Genomic DNA, 16,490 nt, shown 5'->3' on the forward strand with positions numbered 1-16,490 from the left:
GCCCCGGCGCCGGCCGGCGATCAGCTGCCCTTCGCGATGCGATCCTGGATATGCTGCGCACGGCTCGTCGACGACGGGTGCGAGCTCATCATCGAGCTCTTGCCGCCATCGAGCTGCGCGAGCTTCTGGAACGCGGTGACGAGGCCCTTCTGGTTCATGTTCTTCTGCTTCATCAGGTCGAACGAGTAGTCGTCGGCCGCGCTTTCCTGCGTCTGCGAGAACTGCGCGTTGATGAACTTCTCGGTGATGTCGCCGAGCTGCGAGCTCGTCAGCGCCGCAACGCCCGGCGAAGCCGCGCCGGCCGCGGTGCGCGCCGCGCTCACCGCGTACGCCGTCTGCATCGCCTTCTTCGAATGACCCAGTGCGACGTGGCCCATTTCATGACCGATCACGCCACGCAGTTCGTCGTCGTTCATCATGTCCATCAGGCCGCTGTACACGCGCACGCAGCCGTTGCCCATCGCCCACGCGTTCACGTCCTTGGTCAGATAGACCTTGTAGTTGATCTTCTGGCCGTTCAGCGTCATGTCGCCGAAGCCCTTCATCACCTTCGTCAGGCGCTTCGCATACGCGCTGTTCGGCGCCGCGATCTTCGATTCCGCATCGCTCGCCTTGCACGAGTCGTTCGACAGTGCCGCGATGTCGCTGTCCGACAGCGTCGCTGCCTTGAACAGGTTGGTCCCCGCCGACGTGAGGCTGTTCGCGTCGAGATTCTGCACGCCGCCGCATGCGCTCAACAGGAACGCCATGCCACACGCTGCCGCCGCTTTCTTGATATGCATCCCGGATCCCTCGGTAGTTAGTATTTGGGAGCGGCGATTTTGCATAATCCGGCAGAAAATTACCAGATGTTTACATCGCATGACATGCTGATTGTTTAGCGAATCGTAATGAACGAAGATATTGCTTCGCGGACCGGCAATGAACCGGCAATCAGTCGCCGTGTCCGGGCAAGCGGCTGAAAGGGGAACGCGACCGCCGCGTGAGCCTGCGCGCCCGCGCGTGGGCTATCTGGCGAGCATGCGCGACGTCGACGCATTCGTCGATCGACTCGACGCGTTCGCGCTGCCGCTGACCGTCGACGCCGAACGCGTCGGCGGCGACGACCGCCCGGTGCTGTACGGCTTCGCGCTGCGCTGCGGCGAGCGCGTGCTGTTCAGCGGCCGCGCCGCGGTGATGCTCGACGCATCGGCCGCCGGCGCATTCGTTCCGCCGCCTGCCGGGCGCGCGGAGCCTCGATGAATCAACCCAGGAAAGCCAGGTCGTGAAAGCACGTCAGTTCATTCGCACCGCGTTCGTTCTCGCGCTGATCAGCCCGATCGCGCACGCGGACATGTCGGACATGTCGGAAGTGAAGCAGGACATCAAGCGAGACTCGAAGGAAGCCGCGCACAAGACCGGCGAAGCCGCGCGCAGCTTCGGCCATGCGACCGCGAGCGCTGCAAAGGCGGTCGGGCACGGTATCGCGCATGCATCGCGTGAGGGCTGGGATGCCACCAAACGCACGACGAAGCGGATCTTTCACAAGAACGATTCGGGCGACGGCACGCAGAAGCGCAACGATTGAGCGTGAAGGTCCCGCGCTCCGCAAGCGGATGCGCGGGATGCGGCACGACGCCGAACGCGCGGCTGCCGCGCCGCCGGCGTCATCGCGCGCTGCCGCCACGCGTCCCACGCGCGGGCCCGCGCGCAAGGCGCTTGCCGTACGCGATGAACCAGCAATCGCGATGGTCGAAGTTGCGCAACAGTCGCGCGCGACGCCGCTCGAGCCAGTGAAGCGCGATCGCCATCGTCAACGCGACGGCCAGCGCCGAGCCGCCGATCGCGAGTCCCATCCAGGTTTCACCCATGCCGCCTCCGGAATGCGAAGCCGGTGCGGCGCGCGTGCAGCGGTTGCCTGGCCGTAGCGCGGGGCGAATTTGCCTGCCGCGTGCGCGGCAAACCGGCGCCGCGCTCCGTCACCGCGCACGCGCGCCGCTCCGGCGCTCGATACAGCGGGAGCACGGCCCGGACACGCGCAAGCGCCGCCCGGGCCGCTGCGCTTCAGCACATGTGCTGGCCGCCGTTGATCGCGATGTTGGAGCCCGTCACGAAGCCGGCATCCTCCGAGCACAGAAACGCGATCAGCGCGGCGACTTCCTCCGGTCGACCGAGCCGGCCCGCCGGAATCTGCGGCAGGATCTTCGTGTCGAGGATGTCCTGCGGAATCGCAGTCACCATCTTCGTCGCGAGGTAGCCAGGCGACACGGTGTTCACCGTCACGCCCTTGCGCGCAATTTCGAGCGCGAGCGATTTCGTGAAACCGTGCATGCCGGCTTTCGCGGCCGCGTAGTTGGTCTGGCCGACCGAGCCCTTCGAGCCGTTGACCGACGCGATGTTGACGATGCGTCCCCAGCCGCGCTCGACCATGCCGTCGCACACCTGCTTCGTCATGTTGAACACGGAATCGAGATTGGTGCGGATCACCGCATCCCAGTTGACCTTGTCGAGCTTGCGCAACGTCATGTCGCGCGTGATGCCCGCGTTGTTCACGAGGATATCGATCGGGCCGACGTCCCGGACGATCTTCTCGATGCATTGCTGGCAGGAATCGTAATCGGCCACGTCCACCGGATATGCGCGGAATTCGCGGCCGGCCGCATGCATCTCGGTCAGCCAGCGATCGGCGCCGGTATTGTTCGGCGAATACGTGACGACGACCCGGTGGCCAGCATCGCTCAACCGGATGCTGATCGCTTCGCCCAGACCGCCCATCCCGCCCGTCACAACTGCAATTCGCTTAGTCATCCTATTATTCACCGGCAAGTAAATTAATCAATGATGCGAAGCGGCGGCACTGCTGATGCCGCCGGCTCCGCCGCTGCGACGCGCTCCGCCCGCCACGCGGACGCGGCGCGCATCGGAACATCACGCTTGTTGTTCGCAGCTTGTCCCGCGCGAAGCGCACTTCGCGCGTGTGCGGCGCAGGTTGGCGCCGCACGCGTGCATGACCTTCAGAACCCGCTCAGTCGCGCTCGACCGCGAGCGCGACGCCCATCCCGCCGCCGATGCACAGCGACGCCAACCCGCGCTTCGCGTCGCGCTTGACCATCTCGTGCAGCAGCGTCACCAGGATCCGGCAGCCCGACGCGCCGATCGGGTGGCCGATCGCGATCGCCCCGCCGTTCACGTTCACCTTCGACGTGTCCCAGCCCATCTGCTTGTGCACCGCCAGCGCCTGCGCCGCGAACGCTTCGTTGATTTCCATCAGATCCAGGTCGCCCGGCGTCCAGCCCGCGCGCTCCAGCGCACGGCGCGACGCCGGCACCGGGCCCATGCCCATCACGCTCGGATCCACGCCCGCGTTCGCGTACGCCTTGATCCGCGCAAGCGGCGTCAGACCCAGCGCCGCCGCCTTCTGCGCCGACATCACCAGCACCGCCGCCGCGCCGTCGTTCAGCCCCGACGCGTTCGCCGCCGTCACCGACCCGTCCTTCGCGAACGCCGGCTTCAACCCCGCCAGCGATTCTGCCGTCACGCCGTGGCGCACGAATTCGTCGGTCGCGAATTGCACCGGCTCGCCCTTGCGCTGCGGAATCGCCACCGGCACGATCTCGTCGTTGAAACGGCCGGCCTTCTGCGCGGCTTCCGCCTTGTTCTGCGACAGCGCCGCGAACGCGTCCTGCTCCTCGCGCGTGATCCCGTATTCCTTCGCAACGTTCTCCGCGGTGATCCCCATGTGGTACTGGTTGTACACGTCCCACAACCCGTCGACGATCATCGTGTCGACCAGCTTCGCATCACCCATCCGGAAGCCGTCGCGCGAGCCCGGCAGCACGTGCGGCGCCGCGCTCATGTTTTCCTGGCCGCCGGCGATCACGATCTCCGCATCGCCCGCGATGATCGCGTTCGCCGCGAGCATCACGGCCTTCAGGCCCGAACCGCACACCTTGTTGATCGTCATGCCCGGCACCGCATTCGGCAGGCCGGCCTTGATCAGCGACTGGCGCGCCGGGTTCTGCCCGGAGCCCGCCGTCAGCACCTGGCCCATGATCACTTCGCTCACCTGGTCGGGCTTCACGCCCGCACGCTCCAGCACCGCACGAATCACCGTCGCGCCCAGCTCCGGTGCCGCAACCTTCGCGAGCGAGCCGCCGAATTTGCCGACCGCGGTCCGCGCGGCCGATACGATCACTACGTCCGTCATGTTCTGTTCCTGCATTGAAGTCAGTGGGTCGATCCGTGTGCGTGCCCGAACCGGACGGCGCAGATGCGCCGCGCGGCCGGGAATGCGGAGGAACGGCCGCACGCTTGCGCGCGCGACGCCTCCGCACGATCGGGCCGCGGCCGGTCACGCTGGGCCGGCGGGCGCTTCATCGATCGTCGCGTGGCACACGCGGCAATCGGCGCCCGCCCGCGCCGCTTTCGGTCGTGTCGTGTCGCGTGAATCGCGCTCAGGCCGCCGTGTCGCGCGAAGCCGCTTCCTTGCGCGCGGCGGCGGCCGTCTGCCTGGCGCTGCGCGCCGTCGTTTCGGTGACCGCGTCGAAACCGCTTTGCGCGGCCTCGATCGCCTGCCCGGTCGCGGCGCGCATTGAATCGGCCGCGGCAGTCGCCGCGGTCAGCGCCGAGTTGAGCGCGGCGACCACGGCGCCCGAACCGGCGGGCGCATGCTTCGTCAGCTCACCGACCACGTCCTTCACGCGCTTGTCCGTCTGCTCGTACTGAGCCTGCGCGACCTTCGCCCATTCGGCCTGCGTGGACACCGCGATGTCGAACAAATGGCGGCCGTAAGCGACGGCCTTGCCGGCAGCTTCCTGCGGCGCGGCAACCTGCTGCGCGAAACTCGCGACCGGGTTGTTCGCATTGAACGCGTTCTTCAGCTTGTCCTCGTATTCCTCGAGCGCCGTCTTGGCCGCTTGCAGGTTGAGTTCAACCACGGCTTCGAAGCCATTGATTGCCGGACGGGCGATCGCGAACCACGCGGCAATGCCGGACTGGTAATCGGCGGCGAATTTTTCGGGGGCAAATACGGACATCGGTCACGCTCCTGTTAGCAATGCGAGAGATAACGTAAAGAAAATCGAAGTCGGATCGTGGTCCGCTTCCTTATTCGCCACCCGCAAATCGATTGAATGCGAGAAGTCGAGGAAGGTCATTCTAGAGGCATTGATTGTGAATTAAATTGAATTAATGCTAGGTGAAAACCCTTATATGCCGTTCCGGCTGGCGGAGGGCCGAAACAGCATGTGTTCCAACTTCGCGCCTAAGACTTGATTCTCAAAGGTTTTTACTTTTTTACGGGATCGCGCACCCGGTCCGGACGCAACATTTACCCCGTCATTATTTCCGCTATTGGAATACAGTCATGTACGTATTACGCGCAGAGGATTCGGGGGAAATCGTTTTTTAGAGTGCTGAAATCGTTATCGGTATTATCAATAACCGATTTAATAATCGCACGAATTGCGGCTTGCGCCGTGGAAGCGTTCAGCCCGCCGCCAATTCGCGATGCAACGCGAGAAACTCCTGCGCGAGCTTGTGCGCCGGCTCCAGATGGATGACCGGCTTCGACTGCTGATGCGACTCGCGAATCTTCACCGACGCCGACAGCCGCGACTCGAGCACCCGCAGCCCTTCGTCGACGAGTTCGTCGACCGGCCGCTGCGGCAGGCTCGCACGCGGCTGGAACTGGTTGATGACGATCCCTTCGACTTCGAGTGCCGCGTTGTGGTCCTGCTGGATCTCCTTCACGTTCTCGAGCAGCGTGTAAAGCGCGCGGCGCGAGAAGTCGTCGCAGTCGAACGGAATCAGGCAGCGCTCGACCGCGATCAGCGCCGAGCGCGTGTAGAAGTTCAGCGCGGGCGGCGTGTCGATGTAGACGGCATCGTATGCATCGAGCTCGTTCAGCGCGTCTCGCAGCTTGTAGATCTTGTAGCGCGACTCGAGCTTGCCGTGCAGCGTGTCGAGGTCCGGATGCGCGGGCATCACGTCGAGGCCGTCGAATGGCGTCGGATGGATGAACGATGCGACGTCGACCGGCCGGAAGTTGAACGTCAGCGCCGTCTCGAAAAAGTCGGCCACGCCCGGCTGCGCGTCGGTCGCCCGGTCGCCGAGCAAGTAGCGCGTGGAGTTCGCTTGCGCGTCGAGATCGATCACGAGCGTGCGCAGCCCTTCGTGCGCGCTGATCGCCGCCAGGTTGCAGACGATGGTCGACTTGCCCACGCCGCCCTTCTGGTTGAATACGACCCGCCGCATTGCGTCTCCTTCGCTCGAAATGCCGAAAGAATCAGCTTAGCCGGTCAATCGTGGCGGCCGCATGACATCGGTCAGATATGCGTTCCGATGCGGAAATGGGTGCAGTGAAGAGCAATGACGTCGGGCCCCGCGCACGACAAGCGCCGAAAAAAGGTGCCATGTTGCGGCGCAACATTGTTGCAGTTAAAATACGGGAAAACCCTTAGTCAAGCCTGTAAAGGAGTGGTTGTGTACCCCGTATTTTCGTTCCTGATGGATCTGCTGCCGGGCCGCCGTGCAGGTTCGTTCTCGCCCGCCGCAAAAGTTAACCGTGTCACGTTTACGGGCGCTGTGGATCGCAGCGACGGCGTGATCCTGTCGATTCACGGCGGCGACGCGCTGGTCCGTTGGCCGAAGGGCGGGAAATCGGTCGAGCGCGTCAGCAATCTCGTTGCGATCGTGACGGAAGCGTAACGGGTTTCGTTTTTTCGGGCCATCCGAAACGGGCGGCCAGCGGACGATCCCGCCGGCCTGCGCTGCCGCGGAGAGCCCTCAAGTCTGCGCCGCCCGGCGGCGCCGTCGACGTGCACGCCCCCGTCCCCACGCACAACGGTTGGGGCCCGATCGAACGACGCGTAAACGAAAAAAGACCCGAAGGTCCACGCTGAACTACTGATTCTGCGTAGACGTTCGGGCCTGTCGTTTCGGCAGGAACCGACGTTGGGCTTAGAACGGAATATCGTCGTCCATCTCGTCGAAGCCGCCGCCTGCCGGCGCGCTCGGACGGCTCTGGCCGCCGCCTGCACCGCCCCGTGCGGCGCCGCCGGCACGCCCGCCGCCACCGCCGCGTTCCATCTGCTCGCCGCCGCGGCCGCCGCCGCCGCCACCGCCATAGCCGCCGCCGTAACCGCCCTCGTCACCACCGCCACCGCCGCCGCCCGAACCGCCGCGGCCGCCCAGCATCTGCATCTGGTCGGCGACGATCTCGGTCGAATAGCGATCCTGGCCGTCCTGGCCCTGCCACTTGCGCGTGCGGATGCGGCCTTCGATATAGACCGACGAACCCTTCTTCAGGTATTCGCTGACGATCTCGGCCAGACGGCCGAAAAACGCGACGCGGTGCCACTCGGTCATTTCCTTGAAATCGCCGCTCGCCTTGTCCTTGTAGCGGTCGGTGGTCGCGAGACGGATGTTCGCAACCGCGTCGCCGCTCGGCAGGTAACGGACTTCAGGATCGGCGCCGAGATTGCCGACGAGGATGACCTTGTTGACGGATGCCATGTGTTTCTCCAGTAAATTCGATGCCGGGCCGCCCGCGAATGTCGCCGGAGCAGCCCGCCGGGCAAGCCCGCAAGCGTCGCCGCTTGCGCGCCCGAAAAGTGAGTTCAGGCCTTGCGCGGCGGCGCTTTCATGCTGGCCGCGATTATAAGCCACGCCGCGACGAGCCCCGAGCATGCATAGAAGACGGTGTTCGCGCCGCCGTGCTTCAACAGCCAGCCGCCCACGATGCCGCCGAGCGCGAGCCCGACCGATTGCGTGGTGTTGTAAACGCCCGTGGCCGCACCCTTGCGCGAACCTGGCGCGAGCTTCGACACGAGCGACGGCTGCGACGCTTCCAGGATGTTGAAGCCGAGGAAGTACACGAACAGGATCGCAGCCACAATCAGGATGGTATGCGGTGCGCTGCCGAGCAACAATTGGCCGATCAGGATAGCCAGAATGCCGCCGAGCAGCACCGGCTTCATCTTGCCCCGTTTCTCCGCGACGATGATCGCCGGAACCATCATCACGAACGCGAGCCCCATTACCGGCAGGTACACCTTCCAGTGCGCGGCGACCGGCAGCCCGCCGTCGACCAGCAGGCGCGGCACGACGAGGAACAGCGCGGTCTGCGTCGCGTGCAGTACGAGCACGCCGAAGTTCAGGCGCAGCAACTCGCCGTTGTGCAGCACTTCGGCAAACGGCGCCGGCACATGCACGGGCTTCGCCGCGTCGGGCACGATCCACACCACGACGCCGATCGCGAGGATCGACAGCACGCCGACAATCGCGAACAGCCCGCTCATCCCGACCCAGTGGAACACGATCGGCGCGCCGACGATCGCGACCGCGAACGATACGCCGATCGATCCGCCGACCATCGCCATCGCCTTCGTGCGGTTCTGCTCGGAGGTCAGGTCCGCGATGAACGCGAGCACCGCGGACGATACGGCGCCCATCCCCTGGATCACGCGGCCGACGATGATCCACGTGATGTCGTGCGCGAACGCGGCGACGAAGCTGCCGAGCGCGAAGATCAGCAGCCCCGTCGCGATCACGGGCTTGCGGCCGAACTTGTCCGACGCCCACCCGTAGAAGATGTACAGCAGCGATTGCGTGACGCCGTAGGCCCCGAGGGCGATCCCGACGAGCAGCACGTTGTCGCCGCCCGGAATGGTTTTCGCGTAGACCGAGAACACCGGCATGATCATGAAAAGGCCGAGCATGCGCAGCGCGAAGATCGCCGCGAGCGACGTGGTCGCGCGCAGTTCGGGCGCGCTCATGCGGGAAGACGTGGCGGACGGATTGGACATCGGGAATGAATTTCGAATGATCGGAATGTCCGCCCGACGGCGGGCGGCGGAAGATCAGGGCCACCGGCGCGGGGGGGCGTGGCAGGCGCTTCCCGGCGTGCTTGCCGGCACGCGGTGCCGGCGGCCCGCAGGCCGCCTCGGGCCGGGCGGCGCGGCCGCTTTTCGCCGGCGTGCGCGCCGCGTTGCTGCCAGCTGCTGCAAAGGCTGGGGGCCCCCAACGACGGCCTCGAAAAGCCGTTATAGTAGCAGGTTTGGTTCCCTCCATTTTCGCCAGGTTCATGGAACAGATACGTATCCGTGGGGCACGCACCCACAACCTGAAAAACGTCAATCTCGACCTGCCGCGCCACAAGCTGATCGTGATTACCGGGTTGTCAGGGTCGGGCAAGTCGTCGCTTGCGTTCGACACCCTTTATGCCGAGGGTCAGCGCCGCTACGTCGAAAGCCTGTCCGCGTACGCCCGCCAGTTCCTGCAGCTGATGGAGAAACCCGACGTCGACCTGATCGAAGGCCTGTCCCCGGCGATCTCGATCGAGCAGAAGGCAACGTCGCACAACCCGCGCTCGACCGTCGGCACGGTCACCGAAATCCACGACTACCTGCGACTTTTGTTCGCACGTGTCGGCACGCCGTACTGCCCGGACCACGACATCCCGCTCGAGGCGCAGAGCGTCTCGCAGATGGTCGACGCGGCGCTCGCGCTGCCCGAGGAAACCAAACTGATGATCCTCGCGCCCGTCGTCGCGAACCGCAAGGGCGAGCACGCGGAGCTGTTCGAGGACATGCAGGCGCAGGGCTTCGTGCGCTTTCGCGTGCGCTCGGGCGGCGGCACCGCGAACGAAGGCGTCGCGAAGATCTACGAGGTCGAGTCGCTGCCGAAGCTGAAGAAGAACGACAAGCACACGATCGACGTCGTCGTCGACCGCCTTAAAGTGCGCCCGGACATGAAGCAGCGCCTCGCGGAATCGTTCGAGACCGCCCTGCGCCTCGCCGACGGCCGCGCGATCGCGCTCGAGATGGACACCGACCGCGAACACCTGTTCAGCTCGAAGTTCGCGTGCCCGATCTGCTCGTACTCGCTGCAGGAGCTCGAGCCGCGCCTGTTCTCGTTCAACAATCCGATGGGCGCGTGCCCGGAATGCGACGGCCTCGGCCAGATCACGTTCTTCGACCCGAAGCGGGTTGTCGCGCACCCGTCGCTGTCGCTCGCCGCCGGCGCCGTGAAAGGCTGGGACCGCCGCAATCAGTTCTACTTCCAGATGCTGCAGAGCCTTGCGGCGTTCTACGAATTCGACATCGACGCGGCGTTCGAAGATCTCCCCGAAAAGATCCGCAAGGTGCTGCTGTACGGCTCAGGCAAGCAGACGATCCCGTTCTCGTACATCAACGAGCGCGGCCGCACGACGATCCGCGAGCATGTGTTCGAAGGGATCATCCCGAACCTCGAGCGCCGCTACCGCGAGACCGATTCGGTCGCGGTGCGCGAAGAGCTCGCGAAATACCAGAACAACCAGCCGTGCCCGTCGTGCGACGGCACGCGGCTGCGCCGCGAAGCGCGCCACGTGCGCGTCGGCACCGGCGACTACGCGCGCGGCATCTATGAAATCAGCGGCTGGCCGCTGCGCGACGCGCTCGGCTATTTCGACGGCCTGTCGCTCGACGGCGCGAAGCGCGAAATCGCGGACAAGGTGATCAAGGAAATCGTCGCGCGCCTGACCTTCCTGAACAACGTCGGGCTCGATTATCTGTCGCTCGAGCGCAGCGCGGAGACGCTGTCCGGCGGCGAGGCGCAGCGGATCCGGCTCGCGTCGCAGATCGGCTCGGGGCTGACCGGCGTGATGTACGTGCTGGACGAGCCGTCGATCGGTCTGCACCAGCGCGACAACGACCGGCTGATTGCCACGCTCAAGCACCTGCGCGACCTCGGCAACTCGGTGATCGTCGTCGAGCACGACGAGGACATGATCCGCACGGCCGACTACGTCGTCGACATGGGCCCGGGCGCGGGCGAGCACGGCGGCGTCGTGGTCGCCGAAGGCACGCCGAAGCAGGTGCAGTCGAACCCGCAGTCGCTCACCGGCCAATATCTGGTCGGCAAGCGCACGATCGAGTATCCGGACGAACGGATCGCGCCCGATCCCGAACGGATGCTGCGCATCGTCGACGCGCACGGCAACAACCTGAAGCACGTCGATCTGGAACTGCCGGTCGGCCTGCTGACCTGCATCACGGGTGTGTCGGGCTCCGGCAAGTCGACGCTGATCAACGACACGCTGTACCACGCGGTCGCGCGCCACCTGTACGGGTCGTCGGCGGAGCCCGCGCCGCACGAGGCGATCGAGGGCCTCGAGCACTTCGACAAGGTAATCAACGTCGATCAGTCGCCGATCGGCCGCACGCCGCGCTCGAACCCGGCCACGTACACCGGCCTGTTCACGCCGATCCGCGAGCTGTTCTCGGGTGTGCCGACCGCGAAGGAGCGCGGCTACGATCCGGGCCGCTTCTCGTTCAACGTGAAGGGCGGCCGCTGCGAGTCGTGCCAGGGCGACGGCGTGCTGAAGGTCGAGATGCACTTCCTCCCGGACGTCTACGTGCCGTGCGACGTGTGCCACGGCAAGCGCTACAACCGCGAAACGCTCGAAGTGCAGTACAAGGGCAAGAACATCAGTGAAGTGCTCGACATGACGGTCGAACACGCATACGAATTCTTCAGCGCGGTGCCGGTCATCGCACGCAAGCTGAAGACGTTGCTCGACGTCGGCCTCGGTTACATCCGCCTCGGCCAGTCGGCCACGACGCTGTCGGGCGGCGAGGCGCAGCGCGTGAAGCTGTCGCTGGAGCTGTCGAAGCGCGACACGGGCCGCACGCTGTACATCCTCGACGAGCCGACCACCGGCCTGCACTTCCACGACATCGCGCTGCTGCTCGAGGTGATCCACCGGCTGCGCGACCAGGGCAACACGGTCGTGATCATCGAGCACAACCTCGACGTGATCAAGACGGCCGACTGGGTGATCGATCTCGGCCCCGAAGGCGGCGCCGGCGGCGGCCAGATCATCGCGCAGGGCACGCCCGAGCAGGTGGCGAAGACCAAGGCGAGCTTTACCGGCAAGTATCTCGCGCCGCTGCTCAAGCGTCCTGCCCGCAAGGCTGCGGCCGGCTGACGACCGCCGTTCCCGCGCGTGGCTGCCGGCCGCGCGCGGGAACGGAATTCGCGGCAGCCCCGGCGTCATCGTTTTCCCTCCCGCGGTTTTCCCCTCTGCGTTTACACCACGAGCCAAACTGTCCCGAGGCGGACCATAATGGCAGCTATACTTTACGGTCGTAAGGTTCGCCATCCGCACCAATCCGGTGCGGCGCCGGCCGACCGCCGTCCTGCCGCGTACCGCGCGTCACGACACCCGAACGACAGGAATCCACGATGGAGAAGCAACAAGAGTCGCGCGACGCCCAAAGCCGCGAGCCGCACCTGCGCAGCGTGCGGCTGACGAGCGACTTCAGCCTGCCGAAGCTGTCGGCGATCGAGATCGGCAGTTATCTGTTCGCCCTCGTCGCGATGGTGCTGGTCATCGAGCTCAAGCTGCTCGGCGGGTTGCTCGCCGGATTGCTCGTCTATCAGCTGATCCATACGATCGCGCCGGTCATCGAACGCCACACGACAAGCATGCGCGCGCGCTGGGTCGCCGTCGTGCTGCTGTCGATCGCGATCGTCGGCGGGCTCACCGGCCTGACGATCGGCATCATCGAGCACTTCGAGCACACGGTGCCGAACCTGCAGAGCCTGCTCGACCAGCTGATGCAGATCGTCGAGCAGACGCGCGCACGCACGCCGGCCTGGATCGCGAACCTGCTGCCGGTCGACGTCGAACAGATGAAGGCCAAGGCGGCGCTGCTGATGCACTCGCACATGGATCAGCTTCAACAAGGCGGCAAGAGCGTCGCGCGCGGCTTCGGCCACGTGCTGTTCGGGATGATCATCGGCGCGATGATCGCGATCGGCGTCGAGCACGGCAAGGTGCGCCGGCCGCTGTCGACCGCGCTCGTCACGCGCGTGTCGCGCTTCGCCGAGTCTTTCCGCCGGATCGTGTTCGCGCAGATCAAGATCTCGGCGATCAACGCGGCATTCACCGCGATCTACCTGCTCGTCGCGCTGCCGGTGTTTCACCAGCGGCTGCCGCTGTCGAAGACGCTCGTGCTCGTCACGTTCATCGTCGGCCTGCTGCCGGTGATCGGCAACCTGATCTCGAACACGCTGATCGTCGCGGTGTCGCTGTCGGTCAGCATGGGCACCGCGATCGCGTCGCTCGCGTTCCTCGTGATCATCCACAAGCTCGAATACTTCCTGAACGCGAAAATCATCGGCGGGCAGATCGAGTCGCGCGCGTGGGAGCTGCTGCTGGCGATGCTGATCATGGAAGCCGCGTTCGGCTTGCCGGGCGTGATCGCCGCGCCGATCTTCTATGCGTACCTGAAGCGCGAGCTGTACATGCTGCGGCTGATCTGACGGCCGCGCGCCGCCGCCCCACTCGTCATCCAAACAAAAACGCCGCGCTCCGTCGAGCGCGGCGTTCTTGCTTTCAGCGGCCGGCGCGCGGCACGGGCCGCCCGACGCGAACCGCGATCAGCGGAACACGACCGTCTTCGTCCCGTTCAGCACGATCCGGTGTTCGACGTGCCACTTCACCGCGCGCGCGAGCGTCACGCACTCGACGTCGCGACCGATCGCGGTGAGCTGGTCGGGCGTCATGCTGTGATCGACGCGCTCGACTTCCTGCTCGATGATCGGGCCTTCGTCGAGGTCCGTCGTCACGTAGTGCGCGGTCGCGCCGATCAGCTTCACGCCACGGTCGAACGCCTGGTAGTACGGCTTCGCGCCCTTGAAGCTCGGCAGGAACGAATGGTGGATGTTGATCGCGCGGCCGGCGAGCCGCTGGCACATGTTCGGCGACAGGATCTGCATGTAGCGCGCGAGCACGACGAGATCGGCCTGGTGCTCGTCGATCACCTCCAGCACGCGCGCTTCCTGCGCGGCCTTCGCCGCCTCGGACGAGCCGCCGACGAGCGGGAAGTGATGGAACGGAATGTTGTAGCTCGCGGCGAGCTGGTAGAACTCCTTGTGATTCGACACGATCGCCGGAATCTCGATCGGCAGCTGGCCGGTGCGATAGCGGAACAGCAGGTCGTTCAGGCAGTGGCCAATCTTCGACACCATGATCACGACGCGCGGCTTCACCGCCGCGTCGTGCATCTCCCAGCGCATCGCGAACTGCTCGGCGAGCGGCGCGAATTCCTGGCGCAGCGTGTCGAGCGCCGACGCGGCATCCGCGCCGCCGCCGTCCTGCACGAAGTGCACGCGCATGAAGAACTCGCCGGTACGGCTGTCGCCGAACTGCGCCGAATCGAGAATGTTGTTGGCGCGTTCGAACAGGAAGCCCGAGACCGCGTGGACGATGCCGTGCCGGTCGGGGCACGACAGTTTCAAGATAAAGCTGTGATCGGTCGACATGACCGCTACTCCTTCGTTTCGGTATTCGTCAAATGGCGCGCGTTCGGCCGCCTCCCGCGCGCGAGGCGCGGGCCTCGGCCACGGCCTCGCATGCGGCGCGTTATGCGGCCGGCGCGAACAGCGCGTCGATGCCCTCGGCATCGGCCGCCGCGAGCCAGCGATGGCGCAGCAGCGTGTCGAGCATCGCGAGGCTCGCATCCATCGTCGCGCGGCCTTCGCGCAGCCACGCGATCACTTCCGGCACGCCGGCCAGCAGATGCTCTGCTACTTCGCCGTCCTGGTTGTGCGGCGCGAAGTCGCGCGGCAACGGCAGGTCGTACACGAAGATCAGTTCGGACTGCGTGCCTTCCGGCAGCGAGCACAACACCTGCACCGCGCGGCCCGCGATCGCGCGCGCCGCGAGTTCCGCCGGCATGCCGGCCTCTTCCCAGCATTCTTTGATGAGCGTCTCTTGAACGCCCAGCCCCCAACCGATGCCGCCCGCGACGACGTTGTCGAGCATGCCGGGGTCGGTGGACTTGGTCGCGCTGCGGCGGCCGAGCCACATCTGCGGCGCGGCCGGCGAACCCGGTGCAACCGCATATTCTACGATGCCGTTCAGATGCACCGCATAAGTCTGCGTGCCGAAGAAGCGCGACGCGGCGCGCTCGATATACGCGAGCGGCGGATCGTCGAAGCGGTTGCGGATCGCGTAGATTTCGTCGCGCCAGCCCGGAATCGCGCCTTCGGCCGCGAGCGCGCCGATCGCGCTCGCGAGCGCCATGCTGCGCGCGTCGACCGTGTCGTAGCGTGCCGACAGCACGACGCGCTCGTCCGTCAGTTCAAACACGTCAGGCCAGCGCACGAGCTTCGCGACGTCCCGGCGCCGCACCCAGCCGACCTGTCGGCCGGCGATCTCGAAGCGCAGGTGCGCGGCCCGATCGAAGCGGCGCGCAGCAGCGATGCACGGAAACGTCATCGGCTTCAGTCCTTCAGGGCAACGCGAATGCCGATCGCGATGAACGTCGCGCCTGCGATCCGGTCGAGCCACACGCCGGCCTTCGGGCGACGCTTCAGCCATGCGCCGATCGCACCGGCGCCAACGCCGAACAACGAGAAGATGGCGGCCGTCTGCAGCATGAACAGCGCGCCGAGCTCGAACATCTGCAGCGTCACGCCCTGCGTGCCGCGCGGATCGACGAACTGCGGCAGAAACACGACGAAGAACAGCGTGACCTTCGGGTTCATCAGGTTGCCGATCACGCTTTGCCGGAAGATCGCACCGAGCGGCTGAGGCGGCCGCTCATGGGCATTCGCGAGGCCGTGGCTGCGCAGCGCCTTGATGCCAATCCAAATCAGATACGCGGCGCCCGCGAGCTTCAGCGCCTGGAACGCGACCGGCGACGAGCGCAGCACGGCCGCGACGCCGAGCGCCGCGAGTGTCGTATGGAACAGGATCCCGGCCGTGAAGCCGAGCGCCGCGACGAAACCGGCCGCGCGCCCTTGCGAGATCCCGCGTGCGAGCACCTGCAGGTTGTCCGGACCGGGCGCGAACGTGATTGCGATCGACGTGGCGAGAAACAGCATGAAATTGGGCATCGTGACCTCGCGGCGTGGGCGGCGTTCAGTGGCTCACCGGTTCAGTGGCCGGCGAATTCGGTGACGGTGTAGACCGGCAACCCCGCATTGCGCAGCAGCGCGGAGCCGCCGAGATCCGGCAGATCGATGATCGCCGCGCCCTCGACCACGACCGCGCCGAGCCGCTGCAACAGGTTGCGCCCCGCCATCATCGTGCCGCCGGTCGCGATCAGGTCGTCCATGATGATCACGCGGTCGCCGGGGCGGCATGCGTCTTCGTGGATCTCGACCGTCGCGCTGCCGTATTCGAGGTCGTACGATTCCGAGCGCGTCTTGTACGGCAGCTTGCCGACCTTGCGGATCGGCACGAAGCCGACGCTCAGCTCATACGCGACGATCGGCGCGATGATGAAGCCGCGCGCGTCGAGCCCCGCGACGTAGTCGAGCTTCGCATCGACATAGCGTTCGACGAACAGATCCACGAGGATGCGCAGCGCCTTCGGGCTCTGCAGCAGCGTCGTAATGTCGCGGAACATCACGCCCGGCTGCGGCCAGTCCGGCACCGTGCGGATCTGGCTATGGATGAAGGCGACCGGATCGAGCGGTGCGCCCGACGACGAATGCGGCATGAAACTCTCCGA

Annotated in this window: 16 protein-coding genes and 1 pseudogene; 5 read left to right on the forward strand and 12 right to left on the reverse strand. The window is 65.8% G+C overall.

All coding sequences use genetic code 11. The annotated features are described in order from the left end of the window. Positions 1-20: 20 nt before the first annotated feature. The gene (locus tag WK25_RS13350; RefSeq protein WP_040141963.1) at positions 21-782 is read right to left on the reverse strand and encodes a M48 family metalloprotease; all 762 of its coding nucleotides are present in this window, start codon (positions 780-782) and stop codon (positions 21-23) included. A 208-nt stretch (positions 783-990) separates the two neighbouring features. Between WK25_RS13350 and WK25_RS13355 the strand changes: the two are divergent. Both WK25_RS13355 and WK25_RS13360 read left to right on the forward strand, forming a co-directional pair. Beyond that, positions 991-1,242: pseudogene (locus WK25_RS13355) on the forward strand (3-hydroxylacyl-ACP dehydratase); the annotation flags it as partial. 22 nt (positions 1,243-1,264) lie between these two features. After that, a complete protein-coding gene (locus WK25_RS13360) occupies positions 1,265-1,567 on the forward strand; it encodes a hypothetical protein (RefSeq protein WP_069241752.1) in 303 nt (100 codons plus the stop codon). A gap of 79 nt (positions 1,568-1,646) precedes the next feature. Here WK25_RS13360 and WK25_RS13365 read toward each other — a convergent pair whose 3' ends face one another. From WK25_RS13365 to WK25_RS13385, 5 genes are all read right to left on the reverse strand, one after another. Then, positions 1,647-1,850: a hypothetical protein gene (locus tag WK25_RS13365; protein ID WP_040141967.1), complete on the reverse strand. Its 204-nt coding sequence runs from the start codon at positions 1,848-1,850 to the stop codon at positions 1,647-1,649. 193 nt (positions 1,851-2,043) lie between these two features. Then, positions 2,044-2,787, reverse strand: a complete 744-nt coding sequence (gene phbB, locus WK25_RS13370; protein WP_069241753.1) for an acetoacetyl-CoA reductase — start codon at positions 2,785-2,787, stop codon at positions 2,044-2,046. Between the two features lie 217 nt (positions 2,788-3,004). Further along, entirely contained in the window at positions 3,005-4,186 is a 1,182-nt protein-coding gene (locus WK25_RS13375; RefSeq protein WP_069241999.1) for an acetyl-CoA C-acetyltransferase, read from the reverse strand. A 247-nt stretch (positions 4,187-4,433) separates the two neighbouring features. Then, positions 4,434-5,015 (reverse strand): TIGR01841 family phasin, encoded by a 582-nt coding sequence (gene phaP / locus WK25_RS13380; protein ID WP_059544732.1) that lies wholly within the window; start codon positions 5,013-5,015, stop codon positions 4,434-4,436. Between the two features lie 451 nt (positions 5,016-5,466). After that, positions 5,467-6,234 (reverse strand): ParA family protein, encoded by a 768-nt coding sequence (locus WK25_RS13385; protein ID WP_069241754.1) that lies wholly within the window; start codon positions 6,232-6,234, stop codon positions 5,467-5,469. A 228-nt stretch (positions 6,235-6,462) separates the two neighbouring features. Here WK25_RS13385 and WK25_RS13390 point away from each other — a divergent pair, with 228 nt between their 5' ends. Further along, positions 6,463-6,687 carry a hypothetical protein gene (locus WK25_RS13390; protein WP_040141977.1) on the forward strand — a complete coding sequence of 75 codons (225 nt, stop codon included), beginning with the start codon at positions 6,463-6,465 and terminating at the stop codon, positions 6,685-6,687. A gap of 252 nt (positions 6,688-6,939) precedes the next feature. On the opposite strand, the gene WK25_RS13395 is transcribed toward WK25_RS13390, so the two are convergent. Continuing rightward, positions 6,940-7,494, reverse strand: a complete 555-nt coding sequence (locus tag WK25_RS13395) for a single-stranded DNA-binding protein (RefSeq protein WP_069241755.1) — start codon at positions 7,492-7,494, stop codon at positions 6,940-6,942. A gap of 104 nt (positions 7,495-7,598) precedes the next feature. Continuing rightward, positions 7,599-8,786 carry an MFS transporter gene (locus tag WK25_RS13400; RefSeq protein WP_040141981.1) on the reverse strand — a complete coding sequence of 396 codons (1,188 nt, stop codon included), beginning with the start codon at positions 8,784-8,786 and terminating at the stop codon, positions 7,599-7,601. Positions 8,787-9,064: 278 nt separating this feature from the next. Here WK25_RS13400 and uvrA point away from each other — a divergent pair, with 278 nt between their 5' ends. Both uvrA and WK25_RS13410 read left to right on the forward strand, forming a co-directional pair. Beyond that, positions 9,065-11,950, forward strand: a complete 2,886-nt coding sequence (gene uvrA, locus WK25_RS13405) for an excinuclease ABC subunit UvrA (RefSeq protein WP_040141983.1) — start codon at positions 9,065-9,067, stop codon at positions 11,948-11,950. Between the two features lie 257 nt (positions 11,951-12,207). Next, positions 12,208-13,290 (forward strand): AI-2E family transporter, encoded by a 1,083-nt coding sequence (locus tag WK25_RS13410; RefSeq protein ID WP_040141985.1) that lies wholly within the window; start codon positions 12,208-12,210, stop codon positions 13,288-13,290. Positions 13,291-13,407: 117 nt separating this feature from the next. Here the strand turns inward: WK25_RS13410 and purU are convergent, their stop codons facing one another. From purU to WK25_RS13430, 4 genes are all read right to left on the reverse strand, one after another. After that, positions 13,408-14,292 (reverse strand): formyltetrahydrofolate deformylase, encoded by an 885-nt coding sequence (gene purU, locus WK25_RS13415; protein ID WP_040141987.1) that lies wholly within the window; start codon positions 14,290-14,292, stop codon positions 13,408-13,410. A gap of 100 nt (positions 14,293-14,392) precedes the next feature. Then, a complete protein-coding gene (locus WK25_RS13420; protein ID WP_069241756.1) occupies positions 14,393-15,250 on the reverse strand; it encodes an NUDIX hydrolase in 858 nt (285 codons plus the stop codon). A gap of 5 nt (positions 15,251-15,255) precedes the next feature. Continuing rightward, positions 15,256-15,870: a LysE family translocator gene (locus WK25_RS13425; RefSeq protein ID WP_069241757.1), complete on the reverse strand. Its 615-nt coding sequence runs from the start codon at positions 15,868-15,870 to the stop codon at positions 15,256-15,258. Between the two features lie 41 nt (positions 15,871-15,911). Beyond that, entirely contained in the window at positions 15,912-16,478 is a 567-nt protein-coding gene (locus WK25_RS13430; protein ID WP_040141994.1) for an adenine phosphoribosyltransferase, read from the reverse strand. Positions 16,479-16,490 lie beyond the last annotated feature (12 nt).

Source organism: Burkholderia latens (genome assembly GCF_001718795.1).
In the GTDB taxonomy this organism is placed as follows: Bacteria; Pseudomonadota; Gammaproteobacteria; order Burkholderiales; family Burkholderiaceae; genus Burkholderia; species Burkholderia latens_A.